This window comes from Streptomyces sp. SCSIO 75703 (assembly GCF_036607905.1).
Classification (GTDB): domain Bacteria; phylum Actinomycetota; class Actinomycetes; order Streptomycetales; family Streptomycetaceae; genus Streptomyces.
This window is the reverse complement of record NZ_CP144555.1, coordinates 5,080,175-5,105,112: the sequence shown is the minus strand read 5'-3', so window position 1 is coordinate 5,105,112 and position 24,938 is coordinate 5,080,175. Positions and strand designations below refer to the sequence as shown.

Annotated in this window: 23 protein-coding genes; 8 read left to right on the top strand and 15 right to left on the bottom strand. The window is 74.8% G+C overall.

Going from position 1 to position 24,938, the window contains the following annotated elements:
* The first annotated feature begins 19 nt into the window (after positions 1 to 19).
* Positions 20 to 1,954 carry a Stk1 family PASTA domain-containing Ser/Thr kinase gene (gene pknB, locus VM636_RS22420; protein ID WP_338485456.1) on the top strand — a complete coding sequence of 645 codons (1,935 nt, stop codon included), beginning with the start codon at positions 20 to 22 and terminating at the stop codon, positions 1,952 to 1,954.
* A 45-nt stretch (positions 1,955 to 1,999) separates the two neighbouring features.
* Complete coding sequence (locus VM636_RS22415; protein WP_030417827.1) at positions 2,000 to 2,878, top strand: deoxyribonuclease IV; 879 nt, start codon at positions 2,000 to 2,002, stop codon at positions 2,876 to 2,878.
* 39 nt (positions 2,879 to 2,917) lie between these two features.
* Here the strand turns inward: VM636_RS22415 and VM636_RS22410 are convergent, their stop codons facing one another.
* Entirely contained in the window at positions 2,918 to 3,565 is a 648-nt protein-coding gene (locus tag VM636_RS22410; RefSeq protein WP_030417826.1) for a sulfite oxidase-like oxidoreductase, read from the bottom strand.
* 182 nt (positions 3,566 to 3,747) lie between these two features.
* Here VM636_RS22410 and bfr point away from each other — a divergent pair, with 182 nt between their 5' ends.
* Positions 3,748 to 4,266 carry a bacterioferritin gene (gene bfr / locus VM636_RS22405; RefSeq protein WP_030417825.1) on the top strand — a complete coding sequence of 173 codons (519 nt, stop codon included), beginning with the start codon at positions 3,748 to 3,750 and terminating at the stop codon, positions 4,264 to 4,266.
* Between the two features lie 48 nt (positions 4,267 to 4,314).
* Here bfr and VM636_RS22400 read toward each other — a convergent pair whose 3' ends face one another.
* Positions 4,315 to 4,650, bottom strand: coding sequence for a (2Fe-2S)-binding protein (locus tag VM636_RS22400; RefSeq protein ID WP_037857126.1), 336 nt, complete (start codon positions 4,648 to 4,650; stop codon positions 4,315 to 4,317).
* Between the two features lie 178 nt (positions 4,651 to 4,828).
* Positions 4,829 to 6,184, bottom strand: a complete 1,356-nt coding sequence (locus tag VM636_RS22395) for a 3-deoxy-7-phosphoheptulonate synthase class II (protein ID WP_053912593.1) — start codon at positions 6,182 to 6,184, stop codon at positions 4,829 to 4,831.
* Between the two features lie 300 nt (positions 6,185 to 6,484).
* On the opposite strand from VM636_RS22395, the gene VM636_RS22390 reads away from it, so the two are divergent.
* Positions 6,485 to 8,404: an anthranilate synthase family protein gene (locus VM636_RS22390; RefSeq protein WP_030417822.1), complete on the top strand. Its 1,920-nt coding sequence runs from the start codon at positions 6,485 to 6,487 to the stop codon at positions 8,402 to 8,404.
* Here VM636_RS22390 and VM636_RS22385 read toward each other — a convergent pair.
* From VM636_RS22385 to VM636_RS22370, 4 genes are all read right to left on the bottom strand, one after another.
* On the bottom strand, positions 8,356 to 9,351 hold the full coding sequence (locus VM636_RS22385) for a 2-hydroxyacid dehydrogenase (RefSeq protein ID WP_030417821.1): 996 nt from the start codon (positions 9,349 to 9,351) through the stop codon (positions 8,356 to 8,358). The two genes, VM636_RS22390 and VM636_RS22385, sit on opposite strands and share 49 nt — an antisense overlap.
* Positions 9,352 to 9,468: 117 nt before the next feature.
* The gene (locus VM636_RS22380; protein ID WP_030417820.1) at positions 9,469 to 10,146 is read right to left on the bottom strand and encodes a response regulator transcription factor; all 678 of its coding nucleotides are present in this window, start codon (positions 10,144 to 10,146) and stop codon (positions 9,469 to 9,471) included.
* The gene (locus VM636_RS22375) at positions 10,143 to 11,402 is read right to left on the bottom strand and encodes a DUF5931 domain-containing protein (RefSeq protein WP_051821133.1); all 1,260 of its coding nucleotides are present in this window, start codon (positions 11,400 to 11,402) and stop codon (positions 10,143 to 10,145) included. The genes VM636_RS22380 and VM636_RS22375 overlap by 4 nt, the downstream gene beginning before the upstream one ends.
* Before the next feature lie 49 nt (positions 11,403 to 11,451).
* Positions 11,452 to 12,249, bottom strand: a complete 798-nt coding sequence (locus VM636_RS22370) for a lysophospholipid acyltransferase family protein (RefSeq protein WP_037857123.1) — start codon at positions 12,247 to 12,249, stop codon at positions 11,452 to 11,454.
* A 167-nt stretch (positions 12,250 to 12,416) separates the two neighbouring features.
* Between VM636_RS22370 and VM636_RS22365 the strand changes: the two genes are divergently transcribed.
* Together VM636_RS22365 and VM636_RS22360 are read left to right on the top strand one after the other, a co-directional pair.
* Complete coding sequence (locus tag VM636_RS22365) at positions 12,417 to 13,220, top strand: alpha/beta fold hydrolase (RefSeq protein WP_030417817.1); 804 nt, start codon at positions 12,417 to 12,419, stop codon at positions 13,218 to 13,220.
* Positions 13,213 to 13,881 carry a hypothetical protein gene (locus VM636_RS22360; protein ID WP_053912592.1) on the top strand — a complete coding sequence of 223 codons (669 nt, stop codon included), beginning with the start codon at positions 13,213 to 13,215 and terminating at the stop codon, positions 13,879 to 13,881. Before VM636_RS22365 ends, VM636_RS22360 begins: the two co-directional genes overlap by 8 nt.
* A 27-nt stretch (positions 13,882 to 13,908) precedes the next feature.
* Here VM636_RS22360 and VM636_RS22355 read toward each other — a convergent pair whose 3' ends face one another.
* From VM636_RS22355 to VM636_RS22330, 6 genes are all read right to left on the bottom strand, one after another.
* Positions 13,909 to 14,667, bottom strand: a complete 759-nt coding sequence (locus tag VM636_RS22355) for an endonuclease/exonuclease/phosphatase family protein (protein ID WP_030417815.1) — start codon at positions 14,665 to 14,667, stop codon at positions 13,909 to 13,911.
* Positions 14,668 to 14,738: 71 nt separating this feature from the next.
* Complete coding sequence (locus VM636_RS22350; protein WP_030417814.1) at positions 14,739 to 15,692, bottom strand: ROK family glucokinase; 954 nt, start codon at positions 15,690 to 15,692, stop codon at positions 14,739 to 14,741.
* Positions 15,693 to 15,820: 128 nt separating this feature from the next.
* Positions 15,821 to 16,366 (bottom strand): DUF5304 domain-containing protein, encoded by a 546-nt coding sequence (locus VM636_RS22345; RefSeq protein ID WP_053912591.1) that lies wholly within the window; start codon positions 16,364 to 16,366, stop codon positions 15,821 to 15,823.
* 57 nt (positions 16,367 to 16,423) lie between these two features.
* Positions 16,424 to 17,596: an ArsA-related P-loop ATPase gene (locus VM636_RS22340; RefSeq protein WP_030417812.1), complete on the bottom strand. Its 1,173-nt coding sequence runs from the start codon at positions 17,594 to 17,596 to the stop codon at positions 16,424 to 16,426.
* Between the two features lie 56 nt (positions 17,597 to 17,652).
* Complete coding sequence (locus VM636_RS22335) at positions 17,653 to 18,093, bottom strand: SRPBCC family protein (protein ID WP_030417811.1); 441 nt, start codon at positions 18,091 to 18,093, stop codon at positions 17,653 to 17,655.
* A 124-nt stretch (positions 18,094 to 18,217) separates the two neighbouring features.
* Entirely contained in the window at positions 18,218 to 18,973 is a 756-nt protein-coding gene (locus VM636_RS22330) for a metallophosphoesterase (protein ID WP_030417810.1), read from the bottom strand.
* Between the two features lie 338 nt (positions 18,974 to 19,311).
* Between VM636_RS22330 and VM636_RS22325 the strand changes: the two genes are divergently transcribed.
* Positions 19,312 to 21,108, top strand: coding sequence for an AMP-dependent synthetase/ligase (locus VM636_RS22325; RefSeq protein WP_053912590.1), 1,797 nt, complete (start codon positions 19,312 to 19,314; stop codon positions 21,106 to 21,108).
* Between the two features lie 94 nt (positions 21,109 to 21,202).
* Here the strand turns inward: VM636_RS22325 and VM636_RS22320 are convergent, their stop codons facing one another.
* A complete protein-coding gene (locus VM636_RS22320) occupies positions 21,203 to 22,345 on the bottom strand; it encodes a glycosyltransferase family 4 protein (RefSeq protein ID WP_030417808.1) in 1,143 nt (380 codons plus the stop codon).
* Between the two features lie 121 nt (positions 22,346 to 22,466).
* Between VM636_RS22320 and VM636_RS22315 the strand changes: the two genes are divergently transcribed.
* Positions 22,467 to 23,696 carry a glycosyltransferase 87 family protein gene (locus VM636_RS22315; RefSeq protein WP_053912589.1) on the top strand — a complete coding sequence of 410 codons (1,230 nt, stop codon included), beginning with the start codon at positions 22,467 to 22,469 and terminating at the stop codon, positions 23,694 to 23,696.
* Between the two features lie 48 nt (positions 23,697 to 23,744).
* Here VM636_RS22315 and VM636_RS22310 read toward each other — a convergent pair whose 3' ends face one another.
* The gene (locus VM636_RS22310) at positions 23,745 to 24,929 is read right to left on the bottom strand and encodes a hypothetical protein (RefSeq protein WP_053912588.1); all 1,185 of its coding nucleotides are present in this window, start codon (positions 24,927 to 24,929) and stop codon (positions 23,745 to 23,747) included.
* Positions 24,930 to 24,938: the final 9 nt, after the last annotated feature.

Sequence of the window (24,938 nt, the reverse complement as noted above, 5' to 3'; positions counted from 1 at the left end):
GGCTCGTACACTCGCCTGCGTGGACACGACCCTTCAGGACCCTCTGGTCGGGCAGGTGCTCGACGGCCGGTACCGCGTGGAGGCGCGGATCGCGGTCGGCGGGATGGCCACGGTCTACCGGGCCGTGGACACCCGCCTCGACCGCGTGCTCGCGCTGAAGGTGATGCACCCGGGCCTCGCCACCGACGCGACATTCGTCGAGCGCTTCATCCGGGAGGCCAAGTCGGCGGCCCGGCTCGACCACCCCAACGTCGTCCAGGTCTTCGACCAGGGCGCCCAGGGGGCCTACGTCTACCTGGCGATGGAGTACGTCTCCGGCTGCACCCTGCGCGACGTGCTGCGCGAGCGCGGGGCGCTCCAGCCCCGGGCGGCCTTCGGCATCCTGGAACCGGTGCTGGCCGCGCTCGGCGCCGCGCACCGGGCCGGGTTCGTGCACCGGGACATGAAGCCGGAGAACGTGCTCATAGGGGACGACGGCCGGGTCAAGGTCGCCGACTTCGGTCTGGTGCGGGCCGTGAACACGGTGACCAGCACGACCGGCGCCGTCCTCGGCACCGTCTCCTACCTGGCGCCCGAGCAGATCGAGCACGGCACCGCCGACCCCCGCGTCGACGTGTACGCGTGCGGGGTCGTCCTCTACGAGATGCTGACCGGCGGCAAGCCGCACGAGGGCGACTCCGCCGCCCAGGTGCTCTACAAGCACCTGCACGAGGACGTGCCGCCGCCCTCCGCCGCCGTGCCGGGACTGCCGTACGAGCTGGACGAACTGGTCGCCGGGGCCACGGCGCGCACCCCGGGGATCCGCCCCGCCGACGCGGTGGCGCTGCTGGCGCGGACCCGCGAGGCGCACGCGGCGCTGAGCGCGGAGCAACTGGACGCGCTGCCGCCGCAGGCGCTGAGCGCCGAGCACGACAACGCCGAGGACCGCACCAGCGTGATCCCCCGGTCCCTGGCCGTGCCCCGCCCGCTGCCGGTGAACGAGGACGACGACTCCCTCCCGGCGGACGGGGTGCACCGCACCAGCCGGCTGGCCGGGCCGCCGGTGCCGCCGCGCCGCGGACCGGCGGGCCTGGCGCGCGGGCCGCTGGCGATCGTCGCGGCCGTGCTGCTGGTGCTCGGCCTCGGCGTGGGCGTCTGGTACGTCAACTCCGGCCAGTTCACCAAGGTGCCGCCGCTGCTGTCCAAGACGGAGGCGCAGGCCCGGGAGCGGCTGGAGCGGTCCGGCCTGGGGACCGGCACGGTCCGGCACGCCCACAGCGACACCGTCGAGCGGGGCGCCGTCATCAGCACCGATCCCGCGGCGGGCGCCCGTATCCGCAAGGGCGACGCGGTGTCGTTCACGCTCTCCGACGGCCCCCGGAAGGTGAAGCTGCCGGACGTGGCGGGCTACCGGGAGGACCGGGCCCGCGCCCTGCTCCAGGACGAGGGGCTGGAGCCGGGGATGGTGACCCGGGAGTTCAGCGACGAGGTGCCGAGCGGCTTCGTGGTGTCCACCAGCCCGGCCGCGGGCACCGAGGTGCGCGGCGGCTCCGCCGTCGCCCTGGTGCTCAGCAAGGGCCGCCCGGTCGAGGTGCCGGACGTCGCCGGCGAGGACCTCCAGGACGCGCGGGCGGAACTGACCGAGGCCGGTCTCACCGTCGAGGTCGCCCCCGAGCAGGTCACCTCCGAGTACGACAAGGGCCAGGTCGCCCGGCAGACCCCGGCCCCGGGCAGCCGGGCCGCCGAGGGCGACACGGTGACGCTGACGGTGTCCAAGGGCCCGGAGATGGTCGAGGTGCCGGACGTGGTCGGCGAGAGCGTGGCCGACGCCCGGCAGACCCTTCAGAAGGCCGGTTTCGGCGTGAAGGAGGACCGCGGCCTGCTCGGGCTCTTCGGCGACAGGGTGAGGGAGCAGTCCGTGTCCGGCGGCGACACCGCGCCCAAGGGGTCGACGATCACCCTCCGCATCCGCTGACCCCGCCGGCCCCGGCCTCCGCCGGGGGCATGACACCCTGGGGACGTGAACAGTCTCCGGTCCGCCGCCTCCCGCAACCCCGTCGGCTCCCACGTCCCCGTCGCCGGCGGCCTGCACTCCACCGGGCTGTCCGCCGCCCGCGAGCTGAAGGCGGAGGCCGTGCAGGTCTTCGTCGCCAACCCGCGCGGCTGGGCCACACCGGCCGGCGACCCGGCGCAGGACGAGGCGTTCCGCGCCGCCTGCGCCGAGGCGTCGATCCCGGTCTACGTGCACGCCCCGTACCTGATCAACTTCGGGTCGCACACCGAGGCGACGGTGGAGCGGTCGGTGGAGTCGCTGCGGCACTCGCTGCGGCGCGGGCGGGCCATCGGGGCGCTCGGCGTGGTCGTGCACACCGGCAGCGCGACCGGCGGCCGGGAGCGTGCGGTGGCGCTGCGCCAGGTGCGCGAACGGCTGCTGCCGCTGCTGGACGAGCTGACCCACGAGGACGATCCGTACCTGCTGCTGGAGTCGACCGCCGGGCAGGGCGCTTCCCTGTGCTCACGGGCCGGGGACTTCGGCCCGTACTTCGAGGCGCTGGACGCCCACCCGAGGCTGGGCGTCTGCCTGGACACCTGCCACATCTTCGCGGCGGGGCACGATCTGGCCGGACCCGACGGGATGCACCGCACCCTCGACGAGCTGGTGGGGACGGTGGGCGAGGGGCGGCTGCGGCTGATCCACGCCAACGACTCCAAGGACGTCGCGGGCGCCCGCAAGGACCGGCACGAGAACATCGGCGCCGGGCACATCGGCGAGGAGCCGTTCCGGGCGCTGATGACCCACCCGGCGACCGAGGGCGTGCCGCTGGTCATCGAGACGCCGGGCGGGCCGCAGGGGCACGCGGCGGACGTGGAGCGGCTGAAGAAGCTCCGCGACGGCTGACCGGGACCGGGCCGGTCGTCTCCGGCCGGCCCCGGGCCGTCACAGCTCGGGGCCGTCCCCGGGCTCCTCCTGGTAGGTGTAGCGCTGTTCCTTCCAGGGGTCGCCGATGTTGTGGTAGCCGCGCTCCTCCCAGAAGCCGCGCCGGTCGGCGACCATGTACTCGACGCCGCGCACCCATTTCGGGCCCTTCCAGGCGTACAGGTGCGGGACGACCAGCCGGAGCGGGAAGCCGTGCTCGGCGGTGAGCAGCTCGCCGTCCTTGTGGGTGGCGAAGAGGGTGCTCTCGTCGGTGAAGTCGCCCAGCCGCAGGTTGGCGCTGTAGCCGTACTCGGCCCAGACCATCACGTGGGTGACGCCGGGGGCGGGCGGGGCGAGGTCGAGGACCGTGCGGGCGGGCACGCCGCCCCACTCGGAGCCGAGCATGCTGAACTTCGTGACGCAGTGCAGGTCGGCCACGACCGTGGTGTAGGGCAGCGCGGTGAACTCCTCGTGGGTCCAGCGGTGCTTGCCGCCGTCGGCGGTGGCGCCGAAGACCCGGAAGTCCCAGCGCTCCGGGCGGAACTTGGGCACCGGCCCGTAGTGCGTGACCGGCCAGCCGCGCTGGAGGCGCTGACCGGGGGGAAGCTCGAACGCCGGTGCTCCTTGCGTACCGCCTTCTCCCGTTTCGTGTCCCACCGGCTGACCCATGCCTCCATCCTGACAGACCGGGACCGATGCCCCCGACCCGACCGTCCTACTTTCGGGCAAATCAACCCAACACCGACCGAGTGCGGACTTACTTACTAAGTGCAGACTTACTGGACGATCTTCCTCGGCGATGCCATCATGCGGCGCAATCCGCCAGTTCCCGCCGGAAGGAGCCCCACCCGATGCAGGGCGACCCCGAGGTCATCGAATTCCTCAACGAGCAGCTCACCGCCGAGCTGACGGCGATCAACCAGTACTTCCTCCACTCGAAGCTCCAGGACCACAAGGGCTGGACCAAGCTCGCCTCGTACACGCGGTCGGAGTCCTTCGACGAGATGCGGCACGCGGAGGTGCTCACCGACCGCATCCTGCTCCTGGACGGGCTGCCCAACTACCAGCGCCTCTTCCACGTGCGGGTGGGCCAGACGGTCACCGAGATGTTCCGGGCGGACCGGGAGATCGAGGTCGAGGCCATCGACCGGCTGCGCCGGGGCATCGCCGTCATGCGCGCGAAGAACGACATCACGTCGGCCAACATCTTCGAGGCGATCCTCGCCGACGAGGAGCACCACATCGACTACCTGGACACACAGCTCGAACTGATCGAGAAGCTGGGTGAGCCGCTCTACCTGTCGACGGTGATCGAACAGTCCCAGCCGGACGCCTCCGGGCCGGGCACGGGCGGTTTCTCCACCCGCTGAGCCGGCGGCCCGGCGAGCGCCCCGGGCGGCGCCGGGTCCCGCGAGCGGTCAGGCGGCCCTGGGCAGGCCGGGGATCACCGGGAGGCCGGGGACCGCGGGAGGGCCGGGGATCTCCGGGAGACCGGGGGCGACGGGCGCCTCGGGCCGTCCGGGCACCCCGGGTGCCTCGGGCGGTGTGGCGAGGACCGCCGCGCGCCCCTCGCCGGCGGGCTCGCGGCGGGGGCCGGCCCCGCGGCCCAGCAGCGCCTGGATGCGCCGCACGCAGCCACCGCAGTCGGTGCCCGCCTTGCAGGCGGAGGCGATCTTCCGGGGCGTGCACGCGCCGTCGGCCGCGTGGGACCTCACCTGCTCCTCGGTCACGCCGAAGCAGCTGCAGACGAACACGCGGGGTCACCTCCCGGCAGGGGTCCAGGGTCGCGCCGTACCGACGGACCGGGGACCCGAGTGTCGGTGAGGCAAACCTAACCTTACCCATGGCTCGGGTGGGGCAAAAGCGTGCGGGGCGCGGATCGGGTGTGATCCGCGCCCCACTACGTCCGTTTCGCGCCCCGTGGGCGGTCCGTCACTGGTCCCGGTACATCTCCGCGACCAGGAAGGCGAGGTCCAGCGACTGGCTGCGGTTGAGCCGCGGGTCGCAGGCCGTCTCGTAACGCTGGTGCAGGTCGTCGACGAAGATCTCGTCGCCGCCGCCCACGCACTCGGTGACGTCGTCGCCGGTCAGCTCGACGTGGATGCCGCCCGGGTGGGTGCCGAGCGCCTTGTGCACCTCGAAGAAGCCCTTGACCTCGTCGAGCACGTCGTCGAAGCGCCGGGTCTTGTGCCCGGAGGCCGCCTCGAAGGTGTTGCCGTGCATCGGGTCGGTCACCCAGGCGACGGTGGCGCCGGAGGCGGTGACCTTCTCGACCAGCTCGGGGAGCCGGTCGCGGATCTTGTCCGCGCCCATCCGGACGACGAAGGTCAGCCGGCCCGGCTCGCGCTCCGGGTCCAGGCGCTCGATGTACTGCAGCGCCTCCTCGGCCGTCGTCGTCGGGCCCAGCTTGATGCCGACCGGGTTGCGGATCTTCGCCGCGAACTCGATGTGCGCGTGGTCGAGCTGCCGGGTGCGCTCGCCGATCCACACCATGTGCGCGGAGGTGTCGTAGAGCTGCCCGGTGCGCGAGTCCACGCGGGTGAGCGCCGACTCGTAGTCGAGCAGCAGCGCCTCGTGGGAGGCGAAGAACTCGACGGTCTTGAACTCCTCCGGGTCGGCGCCGCAGGCCCGCATGAAGTTCAGCGCGTTGTCGATCTCCCGGGCGAGCTGCTCGTAACGCTGGCCGGAGGGCGAGGACCGCACGAAGTCCTGGTTCCAGGCGTGCACCTGGCGCAGGTCGGCGTAGCCGCCGGTGGTGAAGGCGCGCACCAGGTTCAGCGTGGAGGCCGAGGCGTGGTACATGCGCTTCAGCCGCTCGGGGTCCGGGACGCGGGCCGCCTCGGTGAAGTCGAAGCCGTTGACCGAGTCACCGCGGTAGGTCGGCAGGGTCACGCCGTCGCGGGTCTCGGTCGGCTTGGAGCGCGGCTTGGAGTACTGGCCGGCGATCCGGCCCACCTTCACCACGGGCACGGACGCCGCGTAGGTGAGGACGGCGCCCATCTGGAGCAGGGTCTTGAGCTTGGCCCGGATGTGCTCGGCGGACACGGCGTCGAAGGACTCGGCGCAGTCGCCGCCCTGGAGCAGGAACGCCTCTCCCCGGGCGACGGCGGCCATGCGCGCGCGCAGTTGGTCGCACTCGCCGGCGAACACCAGCGGCGGATACGTTTCCAGCTCGGCGATCACCTCGCGCAGAGCCTGGGCATCCGGGTACTCGGGCTGCTGCGCCGCGGGCAGGTTTCGCCATGTCGCCTGAGCGGCGACGCTTCGAGAATCAGCGTTCACGGTCACGCGCCCCACAGTACGCGGTCGGCCGGGGTCCCCCGGGCAGCGCTCAGTGGGTGAGACGGTTTGTCCGGTCTCCCCCGCGGGGTCGCGGTTCGTGTACCGTGCCTGCCATGTTCGCGCACTCGACCCGCACCTGGTGGTGGACCGCCCTCCCGGCGGCCCGCTGACCGCGCGTACCCGAGACGCCGCGAAGGCCGCCCCGAGGGGCGGCCTTCGGTGTTCCGCGCACCGGTGCGCGAGCGGCCGTCCCTCTCCCCCTCCCCCGGCTCCCCGAGCCGGACGAGACCGAGAAGGACCGGATCCATGACGCTGCCCGCCCTGCCCGACCTGCGCGCCCTGACCGGCGACCCCCGCCCCTTCGCCCTGCTCCGGCGGCGCACGCCCGGCCGCGACCACGACACCGTCGAACTGCTGGTCGGCCCGGTCACCGCCCGCGAACGGCTGGGCGACCTGCCCGACGAGGGGCTGGCGCTGGTGCCCTTCCGCCAGATCCGCGAGCGCGGCTTCGACGTCCGCGACGACGGCACCCCGCTGCTGGTGCTCACCCCCGAGGAGCGGTACGAGATCCCGCTCGGCGAGGCCCTGGACCGGCTCCCCGCACACGAGGTCCGGGTGGTGGACGGCGGCTTCGACGTGGACGACGAGGAGTACGCGCGGACCGTGGGCCGGGTGCTGACGGAGGAGATCGGGCGGGGCGAGGGCGCCAACTTCGTGATCCGGCGGACCTACGGGGGGCGGATCCCCGGCTTCGGGCGGGCCGACGCGCTGGCCCTGTTCCGGCGGCTGCTGGAGGGCGAGCGGGGCGCGTACTGGACGTTCGTGGTGCACACCGGGGCGGCGGCGGGCGGGCGCACCCTGGTCGGCGCGAGCCCCGAGGTCCACGTGCGGATGTCCGGCGGGACGGTGGTGATGAACCCCATCAGCGGCACCTACCGCTACCCCGAGGCGGGCCCCACCCCGGAGCACCTGCTGCGCTTCCTCGCCGACGGCAAGGAGATCGAGGAGCTGTCGATGGTCGTCGACGAGGAGCTGAAGATGATGTGCACCGTGGGCGACCGGGGCGGGGTGGTGGTCGGCCCGCGGCTGAAGGAGATGGCACACCTCGCGCACACCGAGTACGAGTTGCGCGGCCGGTCCTCGCTGGACGTGCGGGAGGTGCTGCGGGAGACCATGTTCGCGGCGACCGTCACCGGCTCGCCCGTGCGGAACGCCTGCCGGGTCATCGAGCGGCACGAGAGGGGCGGACGCGGCTACTACGCGGGCGCGCTGGCCCTGCTCGGCCGCCGGGACGGCACCGGCGCCGACGCGCAGACCCTGGACTCCCCCATCCTCATCCGCACCGCCGACATCGACGCCGGCGGACGGCTGCGGGTGCCGGTGGGCGCCACGCTGGTCCGCGGCTCCGACCCGGCCGGCGAGGTCGCCGAGACCCACGCCAAGGCGGCCGGGGTGCTGGCCGCGCTGGGGGTGCGGCCGGGCCGGCCCCGGGCGGAGGCGGAGCGGCCCCGGCTGGCCGACGACCCCCGCGTCCGGGCGGCGCTGGACGGTCGCCGGGCCGCGCTGGCCCCGTTCTGGCTGCGGATGCAGGAGCCGGCGGGCACCTCGGCGGGGCACGCCCTGATGGTCGACGGGGAGGACACCTTCACCGCGATGCTCGGCCACCTGCTGCGCGCCTGCGGGTACGCGGTCGACGTGGTGCCCCACGACGCGCCGGGACTCGCCGAACGCGTCCTGGGGCACGAGGGCCCCGTGGTGCTGGGACCGGGCCCCGGCGACCCGGGCGACACCGCCGACCCCAAGATGCGGCGGCTGCGCTCGCTGGCCGCCGGCCTGATCCGCGGGCACCGGCACGGCGTGCTCGGCGTCTGTCTCGGGCACGAGATGATCGCCGCCGAACTGGGCCTGGATCTGGTGCGCAAGGCGGTGCCCTTCCAGGGGGCGCAGACGGCGATCGACCTCTTCGGGCGGCGGGAGACCGTCGGCTTCTACAACAGCTTCACGGCCCGCTGCGACGACGAGGCCCTGCGGGAGCTGGGCGCGCACGGCGTGGAGGTGAGCCGCTCGCCGTCCGGCGAGGTGCACGCCCTGCGCGGGCCCGGTTTCGCCGGGGTGCAGTTCCACCCGGAGTCGGTGCTCACGCTGAACGGCCCGGCGATCGTGCGGGAGCTGGCCGGTCAGCTCCGCGGCACGAGCACGTTCTCCGAGCGGCGTCCCGCGCGGTAGTCGAGGACGTTGCGCACGGTGGTGTCGACGATCTGCCCGACGGCCTCGCGGGTGTAGTACGCCTGGTGCGAGGTGACCACGACGTTCGGGAAGGTGACGAGGCGGGCCAGGGTGTCGTCCTCGACGGCCTCCAGGGACCGGTCGAAGAAGAACAAGCCCGCCTCCGCCTCGTACACGTCCAGGCCGACGCCGGTGAAGCGGCCCGCGCGCAGCTCCCCGACGAGGGCGGCGGTGTCGATCAGGCCGCCGCGGCTGGTGTTGACCAGGATCGCGTCGTCGCGCATCGACGTGAGCGCGTCGGCGTCGATCAGGTGCCGGGTCTCGGGCAGCAGGGGGACGTGCAGGCTGACCAGGTCGGCGGAGGCGAGCAGTTCCTCCCGGGGGACGTAGCGCATGCCGAGGGCGAGGCACTGCGGGTTCTCGGCGACGTCCCAGCCGAGCAGCTCCATGCCGAAGCCGTGCGCGATGCGGGCGAACGCCGTCCCGATCCGGCCGGTGCCGAGGACGCCCGCGGTGCGGCCGTGCAGATCGCGGCCGAGGAGCCCGTGCAGCCGGAAGTCGAAGTCGCGGGTGCGGGTGGAGGCCCGCACGATCCGCCGGTTGACGGCCATGGCGAGGGCCCAGGCGAACTCGGCGACCGCGTACGGGGAGTAGGTGGTGACCCGGGCGATGGTGAGGCCGAGCCGCTCGGCCGCCTCCAGGTCGATGTTGTTGAAGCCGGTGGAGCGCTGGGCGACCATCCGGGTGCCGCCGGCCGCGAGGACCTCCAGGACGGGCGTGCCCAGGTCGGCGTTGACGCTCGTGGAGATGGTCTCGTGGCCGTGGGCGATGGGGGCGGTGTCCTCGTTGAGGAAGACGTCCAGGCAGCGGACGTCGAGGTGGCCGGCGAAGGCCCGTTCGATGAGGGGTTGTTCGTCGGCCTGGACGCCGAAGACCAGGATCTCCATACCCGCTCCCGTGTGAGGGCCGTCTCCGTTCCGCCGGGTCCGGCGACCCGGGGCACCGGGCCCGAATATACGGCCGCCGGGCCGCGCCCGCGCGGGGGACGGCGGGGCGCGGCGTCGTCAGTCGTCGTCGAGGCCGCGCTCTATCGCGTAGCGCACCAGTTCCACCCGGTTGTGCAGCTGGAGCTTGCCCAGGGTGTTCTGGACGTGGTTCTGCACGGTGCGGTGGGAGATGACGAGGCGCTCGGCGATCTGCTTGTAGCTCAGCCCCTTGGCGACCAGCCGCAGGACCTCGGTCTCGCGGTCGGTGAGCCGGGGGGCGCCCGGCGCCCCGGTGTCGGGGGCGGGCGCCGGTTCGGAGGCCAGGCGCCGGTACTCGCCGAGGACGAGGCCGGCCAGGCCCGGAGTGAAGACCGGGTCGCCGTCGGCGGTGCGGCGCACGGCGTCCTGGAGTTCCCCGGTGGACGCCGACTTGAGCAGGTACCCGGTGGCCCCGGACTTGACGGCCTCCAGCACGTCGGCGTGCTCCCCGCTCGCCGACAGCACCAGGACGCGGACGGCGGGGTCGGCGCCGACGACCTCCTTGCAGACCTGGACGCCCGGCTTGCCGGGCAGGTTGAGGTCGAGGACGAGGACGTCCGGCGCGGTGGCGCGGGCCCGGCGCACCGCCTGTTCGCCGTCGCCCGCGGTGGCGACCACCTCGAAGCCGGACTCGGCCAGGTCCCGGGCGACCGCGTCGCGCCACATCGGGTGGTCGTCGACCACCATCACCGTGATCGGTCCCTGTCGTTCGCTCATCGCGTGCCGCCTCTCCCCGTGCGGCCGGCGCCCGGGTGCCCCGGTGCCGGCGTGGTCTTCGGTGCCCTCAGTTCGACCTCGGTGCCCTGGCCGGGGACCGAGATCAGCTCGGCGGTGCCGCCGAGGTCGCGCAGCCGGCCCCGGATGGACTGGGCCACCCCGAGCCGCCCCTCCCCCTCCGCCTCCGCGAGCCGGCCCTCCGGGATGCCGGGCCCGTCGTCGCGGACGGTGACGATCACCTCGTCGGGCTCGTCCTCGATCAGGATCCAGGCCCGCGCCCCCTCGCCGGCGTGCCGGCGGACGTTGTCCAGGGCGGCGCCGGCCGCGGCGGCCAGTTCCCGGGCGGTGCCGGGGGGCAGCAGGACCGGCGCCCCCGGTTCGGCGAGGCTCACCCGCGCCCCGGCCCGCGGTGCCAGCAGGGAGCGCAGGTCGAGGGGGGTGTCGGGGCCGGCCCCCGCGTCGTCCGGCTCCTCCACCATCCGGACGACGGCGCCCTCGGCGGTGTCCTCGGAGACCCGGGAGACGGGGACCATGCCGCCGGAGACCAGGGTGCGCAGCGCGACCTCCTGTTCCCCGGCCATCCGGCCCAGCTCGGCCGCCTCCCCGCCGATGACGGCGCCGCGCCGCTGCACCATGGCCAGCACCTGGAGCACGCTGTCGTGGATGTCCCGGGCGAGCCGTTCCCGCTCCCGGGTCGCGGCCTCGATCTCCAGGGCGCGGGCCAGCGTGCGCTCGGAGGCGCGGGCGACCTCGACGACGTAGCCGATGGCGATGGAGGCGACCCAGACGAGGATGACGTTGTGGACGGTGTCGCGGGCGGGGGTGCCGCGCTCGACGAGGTTGGCCACCGCGACCAGCGAGGAGGCGAGCGCCGCCCAGCGCCAGCCGCCCTTGAGGGCGAAGGCGAGGACGGAACCGGCGGTCCATATCGACGGCAGGGTGGGCCCGCCGCCCAGGACCCGCGCCGGGTCGTCGGCGACGGGGGTGAGCAGGATGCCGGTGAGGGCGAGGGTGAGGTCGGCGGCGAGGAACCGCTTGGTGCAGCGCGCCGCGCCCGCGACCCTCGGGAGGGTGGCGAGGGTCCACACGCCCAGCACGGCGAAGTAGCCGACGGCGAGCCAGGGCCGGGTGAAGCCCTCGTACGCGGTGGCGAAGAGGCCGGTCGCGTAGAGGACGGCGAGGATCCGGTAGGCGGTCAGCGCGCGCCACAGCGGCTGCTCGACCGACATCCTCATGACTCGTTCGCGTCCGGCCATGTCCCGTCTCCCCCGTTCCCGTCGCCGCCCCTCGGCGGCCCGCGCCGGCCTACGGCTCGGAGCGGCCCTCGCCGCCGCCCGCGTCCCTCTCCGCCCGCGCCGGACCCTTCCCGGCCTTCCCGGTCTTCTGGGTCTTCTCGGTCTTCCCGGCCTTCGCCGCTTCCTTCCCGGCCTTCGCCGCCTCCGCGAGCTGCCGCTTCATCGCGGTCGCGTAGACGTCGACGTACTCCTGGCCGGAGAGCTTCATGATTTCGTACATGACCTCGTCGGTCAGCGCCCGCAGCACGAAGCGGTCGTGCTCCATGCCCTGGTAGCGGCTGAAGTCCAGCGGCGCCCCGATGCGGATGCCGGGACGCATCAGCCGGGGCACGACCTGGCCCGGCGGCTGGATCTTCTCCGTGTCGATCATGGCGACCGGCAGCACCGGGGCGCCGGTGGCGAGGGCGACGCGGGCCAGGCCGCCGGGCTTGCCCCGGTAGAGCCGGCCGTCCGGGGAACGGGTGCCCTCCGGGTAGATGCCGAACAGCTCGCCGCGCTCCAGCACCTCGATGCCGCTCCGGATGGCGGCCTCCCCGGCGCCGCGCCCCCCGGAACGGTCCACCGGGAGCTGGCCGACGCCCTTGAAGAAGGCGGCGGTCAGCCGGCCCTTGACGCCCGGGGTCGTGAAGTACTCGGCCTTGGCGATGAAGGTGATCTTGCGGTGCAGGACGGCCGGGAGGAAGAACGAGTCGGAGAACGACAGGTGGTTGCTGGCCAGGATGGCGGGCCCCTCGGCCGGGACGTGCTCCAGCCCCTCCACCCACGGCCGGAAGGCGAGCTTCAGCGAGCCCCCGATGGTGACCTTCATCGCGCCGTACAACAAGCGAGTGCCTCCTGTGTCTGAGGGTGAGAGATTATCCCGGGCCACGGTCGATGGCCCCGACGGCCCTGGTCGGTGTCAGTGCGGTCGCGTACGGTGAAGTACCCGCACCCGGTGTGCCCCGCGGTGCCCGCTCGTCACGAGGGAGACCACACGTGCCGGTTCTGCCCGGAGCCGAGCCGTTCCGCCACGACGGCGGGGAGGCCGGCGTCCTCCTGTGCCACGGCTTCACCGGCTCCCCGCAGTCCCTGCGTCCCTGGGCCGGCCACCTCGCCGCGCGCGGCCTGTCCGTCTCGCTGCCGCTGCTGCCCGGACACGGCACCCGCTGGCAGGACCTCCAGCTCACCGGCTGGCAGGACTGGTACGCGGAGGTCGACCGCGCGCTGCACGTCCTGCGCGAGCGGTGCGAGAGGGTCTTCGTGGCCGGGCTGTCGATGGGCGGCGCCCTCGCGCTGCGGCTCGCCGCCCGGCACGGCGACGCGGTCTCCGGCGTGATCGTCGTCAACCCGGCCAACCGGATGCACGGCCTGGCCCCGCACGCCCTGCCGGTCCTGCGCCACCTCGTGCGCACCACCCGGGGCATCGCCAGCGACATCGCCCGGCCCGGCGCCGGGGAACTGGGCTACGACCGGGTGCCGCTGCACGCCGCGCACTCGCTGCGCGCCTTCTTCCGTCTCGTCGACGGCGAACTGCCCCAGGTCACCCAGCCGCTGCTGCTCCTGCGCAGTCCGCGCGACCACGTGGTGCCGCCGGCCGACTCGGCGCGGGTGCTGGGCCGGGTCTCCTCGACGGACGTGACGGAGATCCTGCTGGAACAGAGCTTTCACGTGGCGACGTTGGACCATGACGCGGACCGGATCTTCGCGGAGAGCGTCGCGTTCATCGGCCGGCTCGCGCCCGGTTCCGTCGGGGAGACGGAGCCCGGTCTCGGCAAGGAAGGGACGGCCGCAGGTGGCTGAGCACGACTCCGACCGCGACGAACGCGAGGAACGCGAGGAGCGGGAGGAGCGGGGCACCCAGCCCGCTCCGGAGGCGGACCGGCCGCGCCCCGCCCCTCCCGAGGGGGAGCGTGCGCGCCCCGGGGAGGCGGAGGGGCCGGCGGACGCCGCGCCGGGCGCCGCCGGGCCGTCCTTCGACGAGGACGCCGCCTGGGCGGCCATCGTCGCCGGTTACGGGCAGGAGCCGCCGGACCCGCCGGGCGCGAAGCCGTTCAAGTCGGTGGAGGACCTGGCGCTGCTGGAGGCCGACACCAACGACGAGAAGCCCGCCCCGGCCCGCCCGCTCGGCGGTTCGGTGGCCTTCGCGCCGGGGGTGGGTCCCCGCGACCACTCGCTGGCCGAGCCCTCCGAGGACGACTTCGACGAGGAGGACGAGGGCCACTTCGTACCGCCCGAGCCGCCGCCGCTGTCGGAGGGCGACACCACCACGAAGTTCGCCTGGCTGGGCGTGATCGGCGGCCCGGTCCTGCTGCTGCTCGCGGTGGTCCTCGACTGGGAGATGACGTGGTGGCTGACGTTGCTCACCATCGGCGGCTTCCTCGGCGGCTTCGCCACGCTGGTGGCGCGGATGCGCCCCGACGACGAGGGGGACGACGACCCGGGCCGCGGCGCGGTGGTCTGACCCGCCGCCGTGGGCCCCGGCCGGTGCTCAGGAGGCCGGGACGCGGAGGGCGGCCAGCACCGGCAGGTGGTCGGTGGCGGCCACCAGATCGCCCCGGTCCACCCCGGGCAGGCTCCGCGGCACCCCACAGCCCAGCACCTCGACCCCGGCCGTGGTGAAGAGGGCGTCGATGCGCTGGTGCGGGTCGGCCGCGGTGGAGGTGTACTCCCCGCCCCACGGCGCCGCGGTCCGGCAGTCCCGCAGCCCCTCGGCGAGCCGCCGGTGGGTGGGCCCCCCGGGGCGTTCGTTGAGGTCGCCGCCGGCCACCGCATGCTCCACGCCCAGCCGGGCCAGGTGGTCGAGGACCATCCCGGCCTGGGCGAGGCGCTCTTCGGCCCGCAGCGAGAGGTGGCAGCTCAGCACGCCGAGGCGGGCGCCGCCGATGCCGACCACGGCGGTGGCGAGGCCGCGCCGGTGCAGCCCCGGGGTGAGCGGCAGCAGCACGTCCCCGGTGCGCTCCACGGTGGCCCTCAGCGAGCACAGCAGCGCCGGTCCGGCGGCCGGGGCGCCCCCGGAGAGGACGACCAGATCGCAGGCGGCGGCGAGCCGGGCGAGCTTCTTGCGCCAGCGGAAGAAGCGGGGCGCCTCCTGGAGCAGGACGAGGTCGGCCTCGCAGGCGGCGACGACCCGGGCGAGGGCGTCGGTGTCGTCGCGCATCGAACGGACGTTGTACGAGAGGACCCGGACGACGGCGGAGCCGTCGGGCTCGGTGCGGGAGGCGGGCAGCGGGGTGTCGGTGGTCGCCATGCCGGTCAAGATACGACGCGGGCCCGCCGTCCCCGGGTGGGGCTCGGCGGGCCCGCGCGCACGACCGGGCGTCACATGATCGGGTCGGGCTCCCGGGCGAGGTCGGCGGCGCCCACGAGGCCCGCCTTGTTCCCGAGCCGGGCGGCGATCACGTCGGCCACCGGGCGCCAGTTCCCGCCGACCAGCCACCGCTTGTACGAGGTGCGGATCGGGTCGAGGACCAGGTCGCCCTCGTCGGAGAGGCCGCCGCCGACGATGAACGCGGACGGGTCGAAGAGCGAGGCCAGGTCGGCGAGGCCGGCCCCGGCCCAGCGGGCGAGTTCCCGGTAGGAGTCGACGGCCACCGGGCAGCCCTGCCGGGCGGCGACGGAGATGTGCTTGCCCTCGATGCCCCCGGGGGTGCCGTCGCCGAGGCCGAGGAGCACGTCGGCCCGCTCCGGGGTGGCGTTGGCGCGCTGCCTGGCGTAGCGGACGAGGGCGCGGCCGGAGGCGTACTGCTCCCAGCAGCCCTGGGAGCCGCAGCCGCACAGCAGCCCGTCGGGCACCATGCGGATGTGGCCGAACTCGGCGGCCACGCCGAAGTGGCCGCGGCGCAGCTTGTTGCCGATGATGATGCCGCCGCCCAGGCCGGTGCCGAGCGTGATGCAGATGACGTTGCGGTGCCCCTTGCCCGCGCCGAACTTGTACTCGCCCCAGGCCGCCGCGTTCGCGTCGTTCTCCACCACGACGGGGAGCCCCACGCGGGCCTCGACCTTCTCCTTGAGCGGCTCCTGGCGCCAGTCGATGTTCGGCGCGAAGTAGACGGTGGAGCGCTGCCGGTTGACGTACCCGGCGGCGCCGATGCCCACGCCGACGATCTCGTGTCCGGCCCGCGCCCCGTCCACGGAGGCGGCGATGGCGTCCACGATGGCCTCGGGCGTGGTGGGGGTCGGCACCTTGAAGGTCGAGAGGATGTTTCCGTCCTCGTCGACCACGCCGGCCGCGATCTTCGTGCCGCCGATGTCGACGCCGATGGTGAGTCCCATGAATCCCTCAGTTTCGGTCGAGCCCCGCTACGGCCAACCGTACCCGAGGCGATGCCGTCGGATTCGCTTCCCGGACGGGCCGCTGGGGCCCGCACCGCACGGCCGTTCGCGGCGGAACCGGGGGGATCTCAGTCCAGGTCGACGCGCCGGCCGGTGCCGCCGCCCTCGCCGTCGTCGTCCGCGCCGCCCTCGCCGTCCCCGCGGGGGGCGGCGGTGTCGCGGGGGTCGTCCTCGGCCCCGTTCCCGGTGGCCCCGGTGGTCCAGCGGTGCTCCTGGCCCCGGACCGCGGAACGGTAGGCGGCCAGGAGTTCCCCGCCGGCCGCGGCGAGGTGGTCGAAGACGTCGGGGTTGCGCTCGATGACGGGCTCGACGGCGGCCTTGGCCTGCCGGACGGCCTGCCGCACCGCCTCCTGGGCGGCGGGTCCGGCGACCGCGCCGAGCAGCGGGACGGGGAGGCCGGTGAGCTTGTCGGCGACCGCGTCGACCAGCCGGCGCAGTTCCTCGGCGGCCGAGCCGGGGGGCGGTCCGTAGGCGGAGCGGCGGCGGGCCTTCTCCTCCTCCAGGTCCTCGGCGCACGCCGTGGACCAGGCGTCGGCGTCGGTCACCCGCACCTCGTCGGCCGCGTCGGCCGCGTCGGCGCGAGCGTCCTCGGGCGTGGGCGGCTCTTCGCTCATGACGGACTCCTGACTGGGTTTCGTGCCTCCGACGTTACCCGACCGGGCCCGGGAGGTTCACCGGCCGCCGGGCCACAGCCGCGGGTCCGGCGCGAACCGGACGGCGAGGGTGCCCTCCCGCAGCGCGGCGCCCTCGACGGTGCAGCGGCGCAGCGCGGAGGGCAGCGGCACGATCCGGCGGAACGGGCCCGCCGTGACGACGAGTTCGTCGCCGCGCCGCACCAGGTCGAGTTCCTCGCGGACCGCGCCGGGCAGCGGGATGTGCCAGACGAGGACGCCGTCGGCGGCGAGCCGGTCGGTGACCGGCCAGGCGACGGGCGGCCCGTCCGGCCCGGTGTGCGGGGCGGCGAGGGCGGTCAGGTCGTCGGCGCCGCGCGGGTCCCGGCCCAGGTGGGGGACGGGGTGCACGGCGTGCGTCTCGTGCCAGGCGTCGAGGGTCTTGCGCTGCTGGGCGAGGGGGCCGGCGAGCCAGCCGTCGGCGGGCACGTCCTCGGGCAGCACCCGGTTGGCGACGAGCAGGTCGGTGCGCAGTCCGCGCAGGGCGAGGCCGAGACCGGCGGCGCGGACGGCGTCGGCACCGGCCGGGCCGGGTTCGGCGACCAGCCGGACGACGGTGCCGGGATCGGCGAGGACGGCCTCGGTGGCGGCCAGTTCGCGGTCCCAGCGGGCGGTGGTCTCGTAGAGGCCCTCGGCGGGCAGCGGGACACCGGCCAGGCGGCCCAGGACGGGGCGCAGGGCGCGGGCGGCCTGCCGCTCGGGCGGGAGCAGCCGGCGCAGGTAGCGGCGGAGTTCCTCGGGCAGGGCGAGCAGGGCGAGGGCCTCGGGCACGGGCGGCAGGTCGACGACGAGCACGTCGTGCGCCTCGGCGAGGGCGGCGTCCCGCAGGGCCCGCAGCAGGGCGAGGGCCCCGGCGCCGGGGAGCGGGGTCAGCTCCTCGGGGTCGAGGCGGGCGGCGCCGAGCAGGTCGAGTGCGGAGGCGGCGCGTTCCTGGAGGGCGGCGAGGTCGTCACGGAAGCCGCGGGCGGCGTCGGGACGCCAGACGGTCAGGCCCGGTGCGGCGGGGGCCGGCGTCCCCCCGGTGGCGACGCCGAGCGCGGCGCCGAGGGTGTCGTCGCGGTCCGAGCCGATCAGGAGGGTGCGGTGGCCCGCACGGGCGGCGGCGAGCGCGGTGGCGGCCGCGACGGTGGTACGGCCACTGCCGCCGGGGCCCGTGATCAGGAGGGTGCGCATGAGAGCGAACGCTACCCGCGCCGCGGGACCCCGGTGCCCGCACACCGGGGGCGGCGTTACGGGTGCACCGACTCCACGCGCTTCTTCAGGCCGGCCAGGGCCCGGTCGATGATGACCTTCTCGGCCTTGCGCTTGATCATGCCGAGCATCGGGATCTTGACGTCGACGGTGAGCCGGTAGGTCACCTCGGTGCCCTTGCCGGACGGCTTGAGCTGGTAGGAGCCGTCCAGGGAACGGAGCATCTGGGACTTGACCAGGGTCCAGGAGACCTCGTAGGGGCCGGTCCAGGTGTAGCCGAGGGTCTGGTCGTCCTTGATGGCGCCGGCGTCCATGACGAGGCGGACCTGCTCGGCGCGGCCGTCGGCACCGGTGGCGAGGACCTCGGCCTCCTTCACCTCTCCGGTCCAGTCGGGGTAGCGGGCGAAGTCGGCGATCACCTCCATGACGTCGGCGGGCGCCGCCTCGATCGTGATGCTCGAACTGGTGTGTTCCGCCATCGCCGTGGCTCCTCCGGATGCGGGCCGGTACTGGGATCGTCTCGGCACGGTGTGCCGCGTGCAGGCTACCGCGCAGCCGGACGTCGGCCGCCGCCACCTGCCGGACCGCGCGGGCGGCGCCGCGTCACCATTCGAGGACCCAGGGCCGGCCGGTGGTGGCGAAGTGGCCGACGTTCACGCACTCGGTGGCCCCGATCCGCATCCGCCGGGCCAGCGGCTGGTGGACGTGGCCGAAGAGGGCGTAGCGGGGCCGGGTCCGCCGGATCGCCTCCAGCAGGGCCCGGCTGCCCCGCTCGAAGCGCCGGGCGACGGTGTCGTAGACCAGTTCCGGCACCTCCGGCGGGATGTGGGTGCACAGGACGTCGACCTCGCCGACGGCCTCGATCTTCGCCGCGTACTCCTCGTCGCCGATCTCGAACGGGGTGCGCATCGGGGTGCGCAGTCCGCCGCCCACGAAACCGAAGACGCGCCCGCCGATCTCCACCCGCTGTCCGTCCAGCACGGTGGTGCCGGCCCCGGCGTACTCGGGCCACAGGGCGGGCATGTCGACGTTGCCGTAGGTGGCGTACGTCGGGGTGGGGAAGGCGGCGAACAGTTCGGTGTACTGCTTGCGCACCGCCCGTTCGATGAGCACCGACCGGTCCTCGCCGACGCCGGCCCAGAGCCGGGCCCCGAACTCGCGGGCCTCCTCGAAGCGCCGGGCGGTGCGCAGCGCGACGATCCGGTCGGCGTTGGCGACCCCGAACAGGTCGGGGAAGATGCCGCGCGAGTGGTCGGCGTAGTCGAGGAAGAGGATCAGGTCGCCCAGACAGACCAGGGCGTCGGCCCCCTCGCCTGCCCGGGCCAGGTCGCGGGCGTTGCCGTGGACGTCGCTGACCACGTGGACGCGCGTCGTCGCGCCGCCGGGCGGTGTGAATGCCATGCCGATCAAGCGTAAGCGGGTGCGGGTGGCGTGAACAGTGGCGGGCGGACCTGCCGTTACTGGCTGGCCGGTCGCCGCGTCGACTACTCTGCGCAAAGGAAACCCCCTACGTGTGACGCAGCGAACATCTCGCGGGGACCCCCTGTCGGAGAGCCCATACCGACGGGTAACGTCCGGGCAGTCCCGTCGTGCTCGGGCTTTCGGCATGCGAAGCCCCGAGCACCAGCCCGAGCCATGGACCGCACCGACGCATCACACACCGTCATGGCGCCGGCGCCCTAAGAGGAGCAGCAGTCTTGCGCGAGTTCAGCCTTCCGGCCTTGTACGAGGTCCCCGCGGACGGAAACCTGACCGACATCGTCCGCAGAAACGCCGCGCAGCATCCGGAGGTCGCCGTCATCGCCCGCAAGGCGGGCGACGCCTGGCAGGACGTGAGCGCGCGGGAGTTCCTCGCCGAGGTGCACGCCGCCGCCAAGGGCCTGATCGCCGCGGGCGTGCAGCCGGGCGACCGGGTCGGCCTGATGTCCCGGACCCGCTACGAGTGGACGCTGCTGGACTTCGCCATCTGGAGCGCGGGCGGGGTCACCGTGCCGGTCTACGAGACCAGCTCCCCCGAGCAGGTGCGGTGGATCCTCGGCGACTCCGGCGCGACCGCCTGCGTGGTGGAGTCGCCGGCGCACGCCGCCGCCGTGGAGTCGGTGCGCGAGGAGCTGCCCGCGCTCGAGCACCTCTGGCAGATCGACGCCGGGGGCGTGGAGGAGCTGGGCCGGCTCGGCCGGGACGTGACGGACCGCACGGTCGAGGAGCGCGGCTCGCTGGCGAAGGCCGACGACCCGGCGACGATCGTCTACACCTCGGGCACCACCGGCCGGCCCAAGGGCTGTGTGCTGACCCACCGCAGCTTCTTCGCCGAGTGCGGCAACGTCGTCGAGCGGCTGCGCCCGCTCTTTCGCACCGGCGAGTGCAGCGTGCTGCTCTTCCTGCCGCTGGCGCACGTCTTCGGGCGGCTGGTGCAGATCGCGCCGATGATGGCGCCGATCAAACTGGGCTGCGTCCCCGACATCAGGAACCTCACCGACGAGCTGGCCGCGTTCCGCCCGACGCTGATCCTCGGCGTGCCGCGGGTCTTCGAGAAGGTCTACAACGGGGCGCGGGCCAAGGCGCAGGCCGACGGCAAGGGCAAGATCTTCGACAAGGCCGCCGACACGGCCATCGCGTACAGCAAGGCGCTGGACAGCCCGGCGGGCCCCTCGTTCGGCCTGCGGATGCGCCACCGGCTCTTCGACCGGCTGGTGTACGGCAAGCTGCGCGCGGTCCTCGGCGGGCGCGGCGAGTACGCCATCTCCGGCGGCGCCCCGCTGGGCGAGCGGCTCGGGCACTTCTTCCGCGGCATCGGCTTCACCGTGCTGGAGGGCTACGGGCTGACCGAGTCCTGCGCGGCCACCGCCTTCAACCCCTGGGACCGGCAGAAGATCGGCACGGTGGGCCAGCCGCTGCCCGGCTCGGTGGTGCGCATCGCCGACGACGGCGAGGTGCTGTTGCACGGCGAGCACCTGTTCAAGGAGTACTGGGGCAATCCGGCCGCGACCGCCGAGGCGCTGGCCGACGGCTGGTTCCACACCGGCGACATCGGCACCCTCGACGAGGACGGCTACCTGCGGATCACCGGCCGCAAGAAGGAGATCATCGTCACGGCGGGCGGTAAGAACGTCGCCCCGGCGGTGATCGAGGACCGCATCCGGGCGCACGCGCTGGTCGCGGAGTGCATGGTGGTGGGCGACGGACGGCCGTTCGTGGGCGCGCTGGTCACCATCGACGAGGAGTTCCTCGGCCGCTGGTGCGCCGACCACGGCAAGCCGGCCGGTTCGACGGCCGCCTCGCTGCGCGAGGACCCCGAGCTGCTGGCCGCCGTGCAGGCGGCGGTGGACGACGGGAACGCGGCGGTCTCCAAGGCGGAGTCGGTGCGCAAGTTCCGGGTGCTGGACGCCCAGTTCACGGAGGAGTCGGGCCATCTGACGCCGTCGCTGAAGCTGAAGCGGGGCGTGGTGGCGAAGGACTACGCCGACGAGATCGAGGCGCTCTACCGCAAGTGACCCCGGGGCGGGGCCGCCCGCGGCCCGGCCGCTCACCTCGCTCACCTCGCTCCGCGGGGCCCGCCGGCCGCGGCCCGCCGGCCCCGCCCGCCGGTCAGAGGAGGTCGCGGAGCCGTTCCGCGAGCAGGTCCCAGCGCCAGGCCTCCTCGACCCAGGCCCGGCCCCGCTCCCCCATCCGGCGGCGCAGCTCCGCGTCGCCGAGGAGGGCGACGATCCGCTCGGCGGCCTGTTCGGCGGAGCCGCCCGCCACGACCCAGCCGGTCTCGCCGTCGAGGACCGCGTCGGGGGCGCCGCCGGAGTCCCCGGCGACGACGGGCAGCCCGGTCGCGGACGCCTCCAGGTAGACGATGCCGAGCCCCTCCACGTCGAGGCCGCCGCGCCGGGTGCGGCAGGGCATGGCGAAGACGTCCCCGGCGCCGTGGTGCGCGGGCAGTTCCGACCAGGGCACGGCGCCGGTGAAGCGGACGGAGCCGGCGACGCCCCGCTCGTGGGCCAGGCGGCGCAGCTCCTTCTCGTAGGGGCCGCCGCCGACGATCAGCAGCACGGTGTCCGGCTCGGCGGCGAGGATCGCGGGCAGGGCGCGGATCAGCGTGTCCTGGCCCTTGCGCGGCACGAGCCGGGAGACGCAGACCACCACGGGCCGGTCGGTCAGCCCGAGCCGGGCCCGCACCTCGGCACCGCCCGAACCGGGGTGGAAGGTCTTCTCGTCGACGCCCGGCGGCAGGTGCGCCATGCGGGCCGCCGCCTCGGCGGTGAGCGCGCCCGCGATCCGCGAGCGGGTGTACTCGCCGAGGTAGGTGACGGTGTCGACCGACTCCCCGATGCGCCGCAACAGCCCCCGGGCGGCGGGAAGCTGGGCCCAGCCAGCCTCGTGGCCGTGGGTGGTGGCGACGATCCGCCGGGCGCCCGCCCGCCGCAGCGCCGGGGCCATCAGGCCGAGGGGCGCCGCCGCCCCGAACCACACCGACTCGCAGTCGTGCTCGCGCAGCAGGGCCACCGCCCGCCGGGTCGCCGCGGGCGTCGGCAGCAGCATCGTCGTCCGGTCCCGTACGACCGTGAAGGGCTGCTCGGCGTCGAAGGCGGCGGTGGCCTCGGCACCCTCCCGGCCCCGCTTCCAGGTGGAGGCGTAGACGACCAGCCGCTCGGGGTCCAGGCGCAGCGCCATGTTGTGCAGGAATGCCTGGATGCCGCCCGGGCGGGGCGGGAAGTCGTTCGTCACGATCAGGGTCTTGCGCATCGCCGCCGACCCTACCGAACGGGCGGGCCGGGGCCGGTCCCGGCCGCGTCGGTGGCACCGGCGCCGTCGTACGGGACATCATGGGGCCCCACCAGGACGGCACGCGGACGGCGGGAGCACGGTGAGGACGACGGACGCGCTGCGCTCCCGGGCGGTGCCGGCGGCGGTGTGGGCGGCGACCCGGACGGCGCTGCTGCTCTTCGTGCTCGGCGTGTGGGCCTTCCCCGGGCCGGACGTCACCAGCGACGTGTCGGTGATCTACCAGGACTGGCACCACGTGCTGCGCACCGGCACCTTCCCGCAGCACGACGTGACCTGGCAGTACCCGCCCGGCGCCGCGTTCGCCGTGCTCTCCCCGGACCTGCTGCCCTTCCTCGACTACCCGACCGCCTTCTTCGTCCTCGCCTGCGCCGCCGACCTCGCCGTCCTCGCCATGCTCGGCTGCGCGGCCCGGCGGCCGGGCGGGTCCGCGGCCGGGCTGTGGGTGTGGGTGGCGGGCGTCCCGCTGCTCGGCCCGACGGTGTACGCCCGCTACGACGTGATGGTCGCCGCGGTCGCGGTGGCGGCCCTGCTGCTCGCCGGCCGGCATCCGCGCGTGGCGGGGGCGCTGGCCGGCTTCGGGGCGATGCTCAAGGTGTGGCCGGCGCTGCTGCTGGTGGGCGTGCGCCGGCGCGGGGCGTGGGTGGCGGCGGTGCTGGCCGCGGCGGCGGTGGCGGCGCTGTTCACCGTGACGATGCCGGGGGCCTTCGCCTTCCTGAGGTTCCAGCGGGACCGGGGCGTGGAGGTGGAGTCCCTGGCGGCGCTGGTGCTGCACGTGGCCCGGCACGCCGGCTGGGAGGGCGAGGTGCTGCTCCACTACGGCTCGGTGGAGTTCCTCGGTCCGTACGTGGACCTGCTGGGCACGCTCTCGCTGGCGCTGACCGGGGTGGCGTTCGGCTGGCTGCTGATGTGGCGGGTGGCGGCCTCGCGGTTCCCGGCGCACGCGGTGGCGGACGCGGCGTTCGTGGCGGTGCTGCTGTTCACGGTGACCAGCCGGGTGCTCAGCCCGCAGTACCTGGTGTGGCTGATCGCCCTCGCCGCGGTGTGCCGGTGCCGGCGGGCGGGGCGGATGCGGGTGCCGGCGGTCCTGGTGCTGGCGGCGAGCGCGGTGACGGTGCTGGAGTTCCCGGTCTGGTTCGGGCACGTGGTGGCGAGCGACCCGCTCGGCGTGACACTGCTGTTCGTGCGCAACGGGCTGCTGGTGGCGGCGACGCTCACCGCGGCTCGGGCGCTGTGGCGGGACACGGTGCGCAAGGCGGGGCCGGCCGCCGCGGCGCCGGAGCGGGCGGGCGAGGCGCCGGCGGCGCCGTGAGCGGGGGCGCCGGGCCCCGGGGCGCGCGGGCGGCTCCCCGGGGGCCGCTCAGGCGAGGGACGCGCGCAGGTACTGTGTCCAGTCCCGGGTGAACCGCTCCGGCGTGGTGCCGAGCACCGTGTCCAGTGCCTCGGCGACCGCGCCCTCGCGGTGTCCGTGCGCGCCCACGGCCCGGTAGAAGGCGTCGAGCCGGTCCTCGCCCCACCGGTCGGCGATCATCCGGCAGGCCAGCCAGCCGCCCTCGTAGGCGCGGGCCGTGGCCCGCGGGCCGCCGTCGGGCCCGAAGTCGCCGTCGGCCGGCAGCCGGACCGGCGCCCGCCCCTCCCGGACCGCGCGGGCGAGTTCGGGGGCCGCCTCGGCCGGGGCGGAGGGGCCGCCGCGGTAGGCGGCCCAGTCGGCGTACCCCTCGGAGAGCCAGAGCGGGGTGGCGGCGGTGGTGGCGTGCCGGGTGGCCACGTGGGCGGTCTCGTGGGTGAGGACGACCTGCCGTCCCCGGTCGCCGAGCAGCGCGTACGCCTCGGGATTGACGATGATCCGGTCGGCGGGGGCGGGCTCCCGGCCGCCGGTCACCCCGGTGGTGACCGCGGCGATGTCCCGGTAGGCGGAGGGCGGTGAGCCGAGCAGGCGGGCCATGTCCTCCAGCGAGCGCGGGACGAGGACGACGACCCGCCGGGGCCAGTCCTCGCCCCAGGCGTCCGACACGGCCGGCACCGCGCGGTCGGCCAGGTCCGCGAGGCCGCGCAGTTCCCCGGCGCCGCGGCCGACTCCGAGGACGAGGCCGCGTTCGCCGCGGACCGCCCGCACCTCGCCCTGGTCCCAGGGCTGTTCCCCGGCGCCGGGCGCGGGGCGTTCCCCGGCGACGGACCACCGTCCGCCGACGTCCCGGACCAGCCGGACGGTGCGGCGGGCGGTGACGGCGCCGGGGTCGTAGCCCTCGACCCGGTACCGCAGGTCGGCCTCGGCGGTGGCGGCGTCGCCGTCCCGTTCCAGCCGGGTCACCCGGTAGGACCAGGCGGCCAGCGGCACCGCGCCGAGGGCGTCGAAGCCGGCCGGGGCGCCGGTGCGGGCGTAGGCGGCGCGGTCGTGGCCGAGGACGGCCGCCGCGCGCCGGTCCAGCAGCCGCTGCACCCCGGCGAGTTCGGGGTCGGTGACGGGGCCGCCGCAGGCGGGGGCGGCGAGCAGCAGGCACAGGGCCGCCGCCGAGGTGCGGCGTACCCGCCGTCTGCCGGTCATCGCCCGATC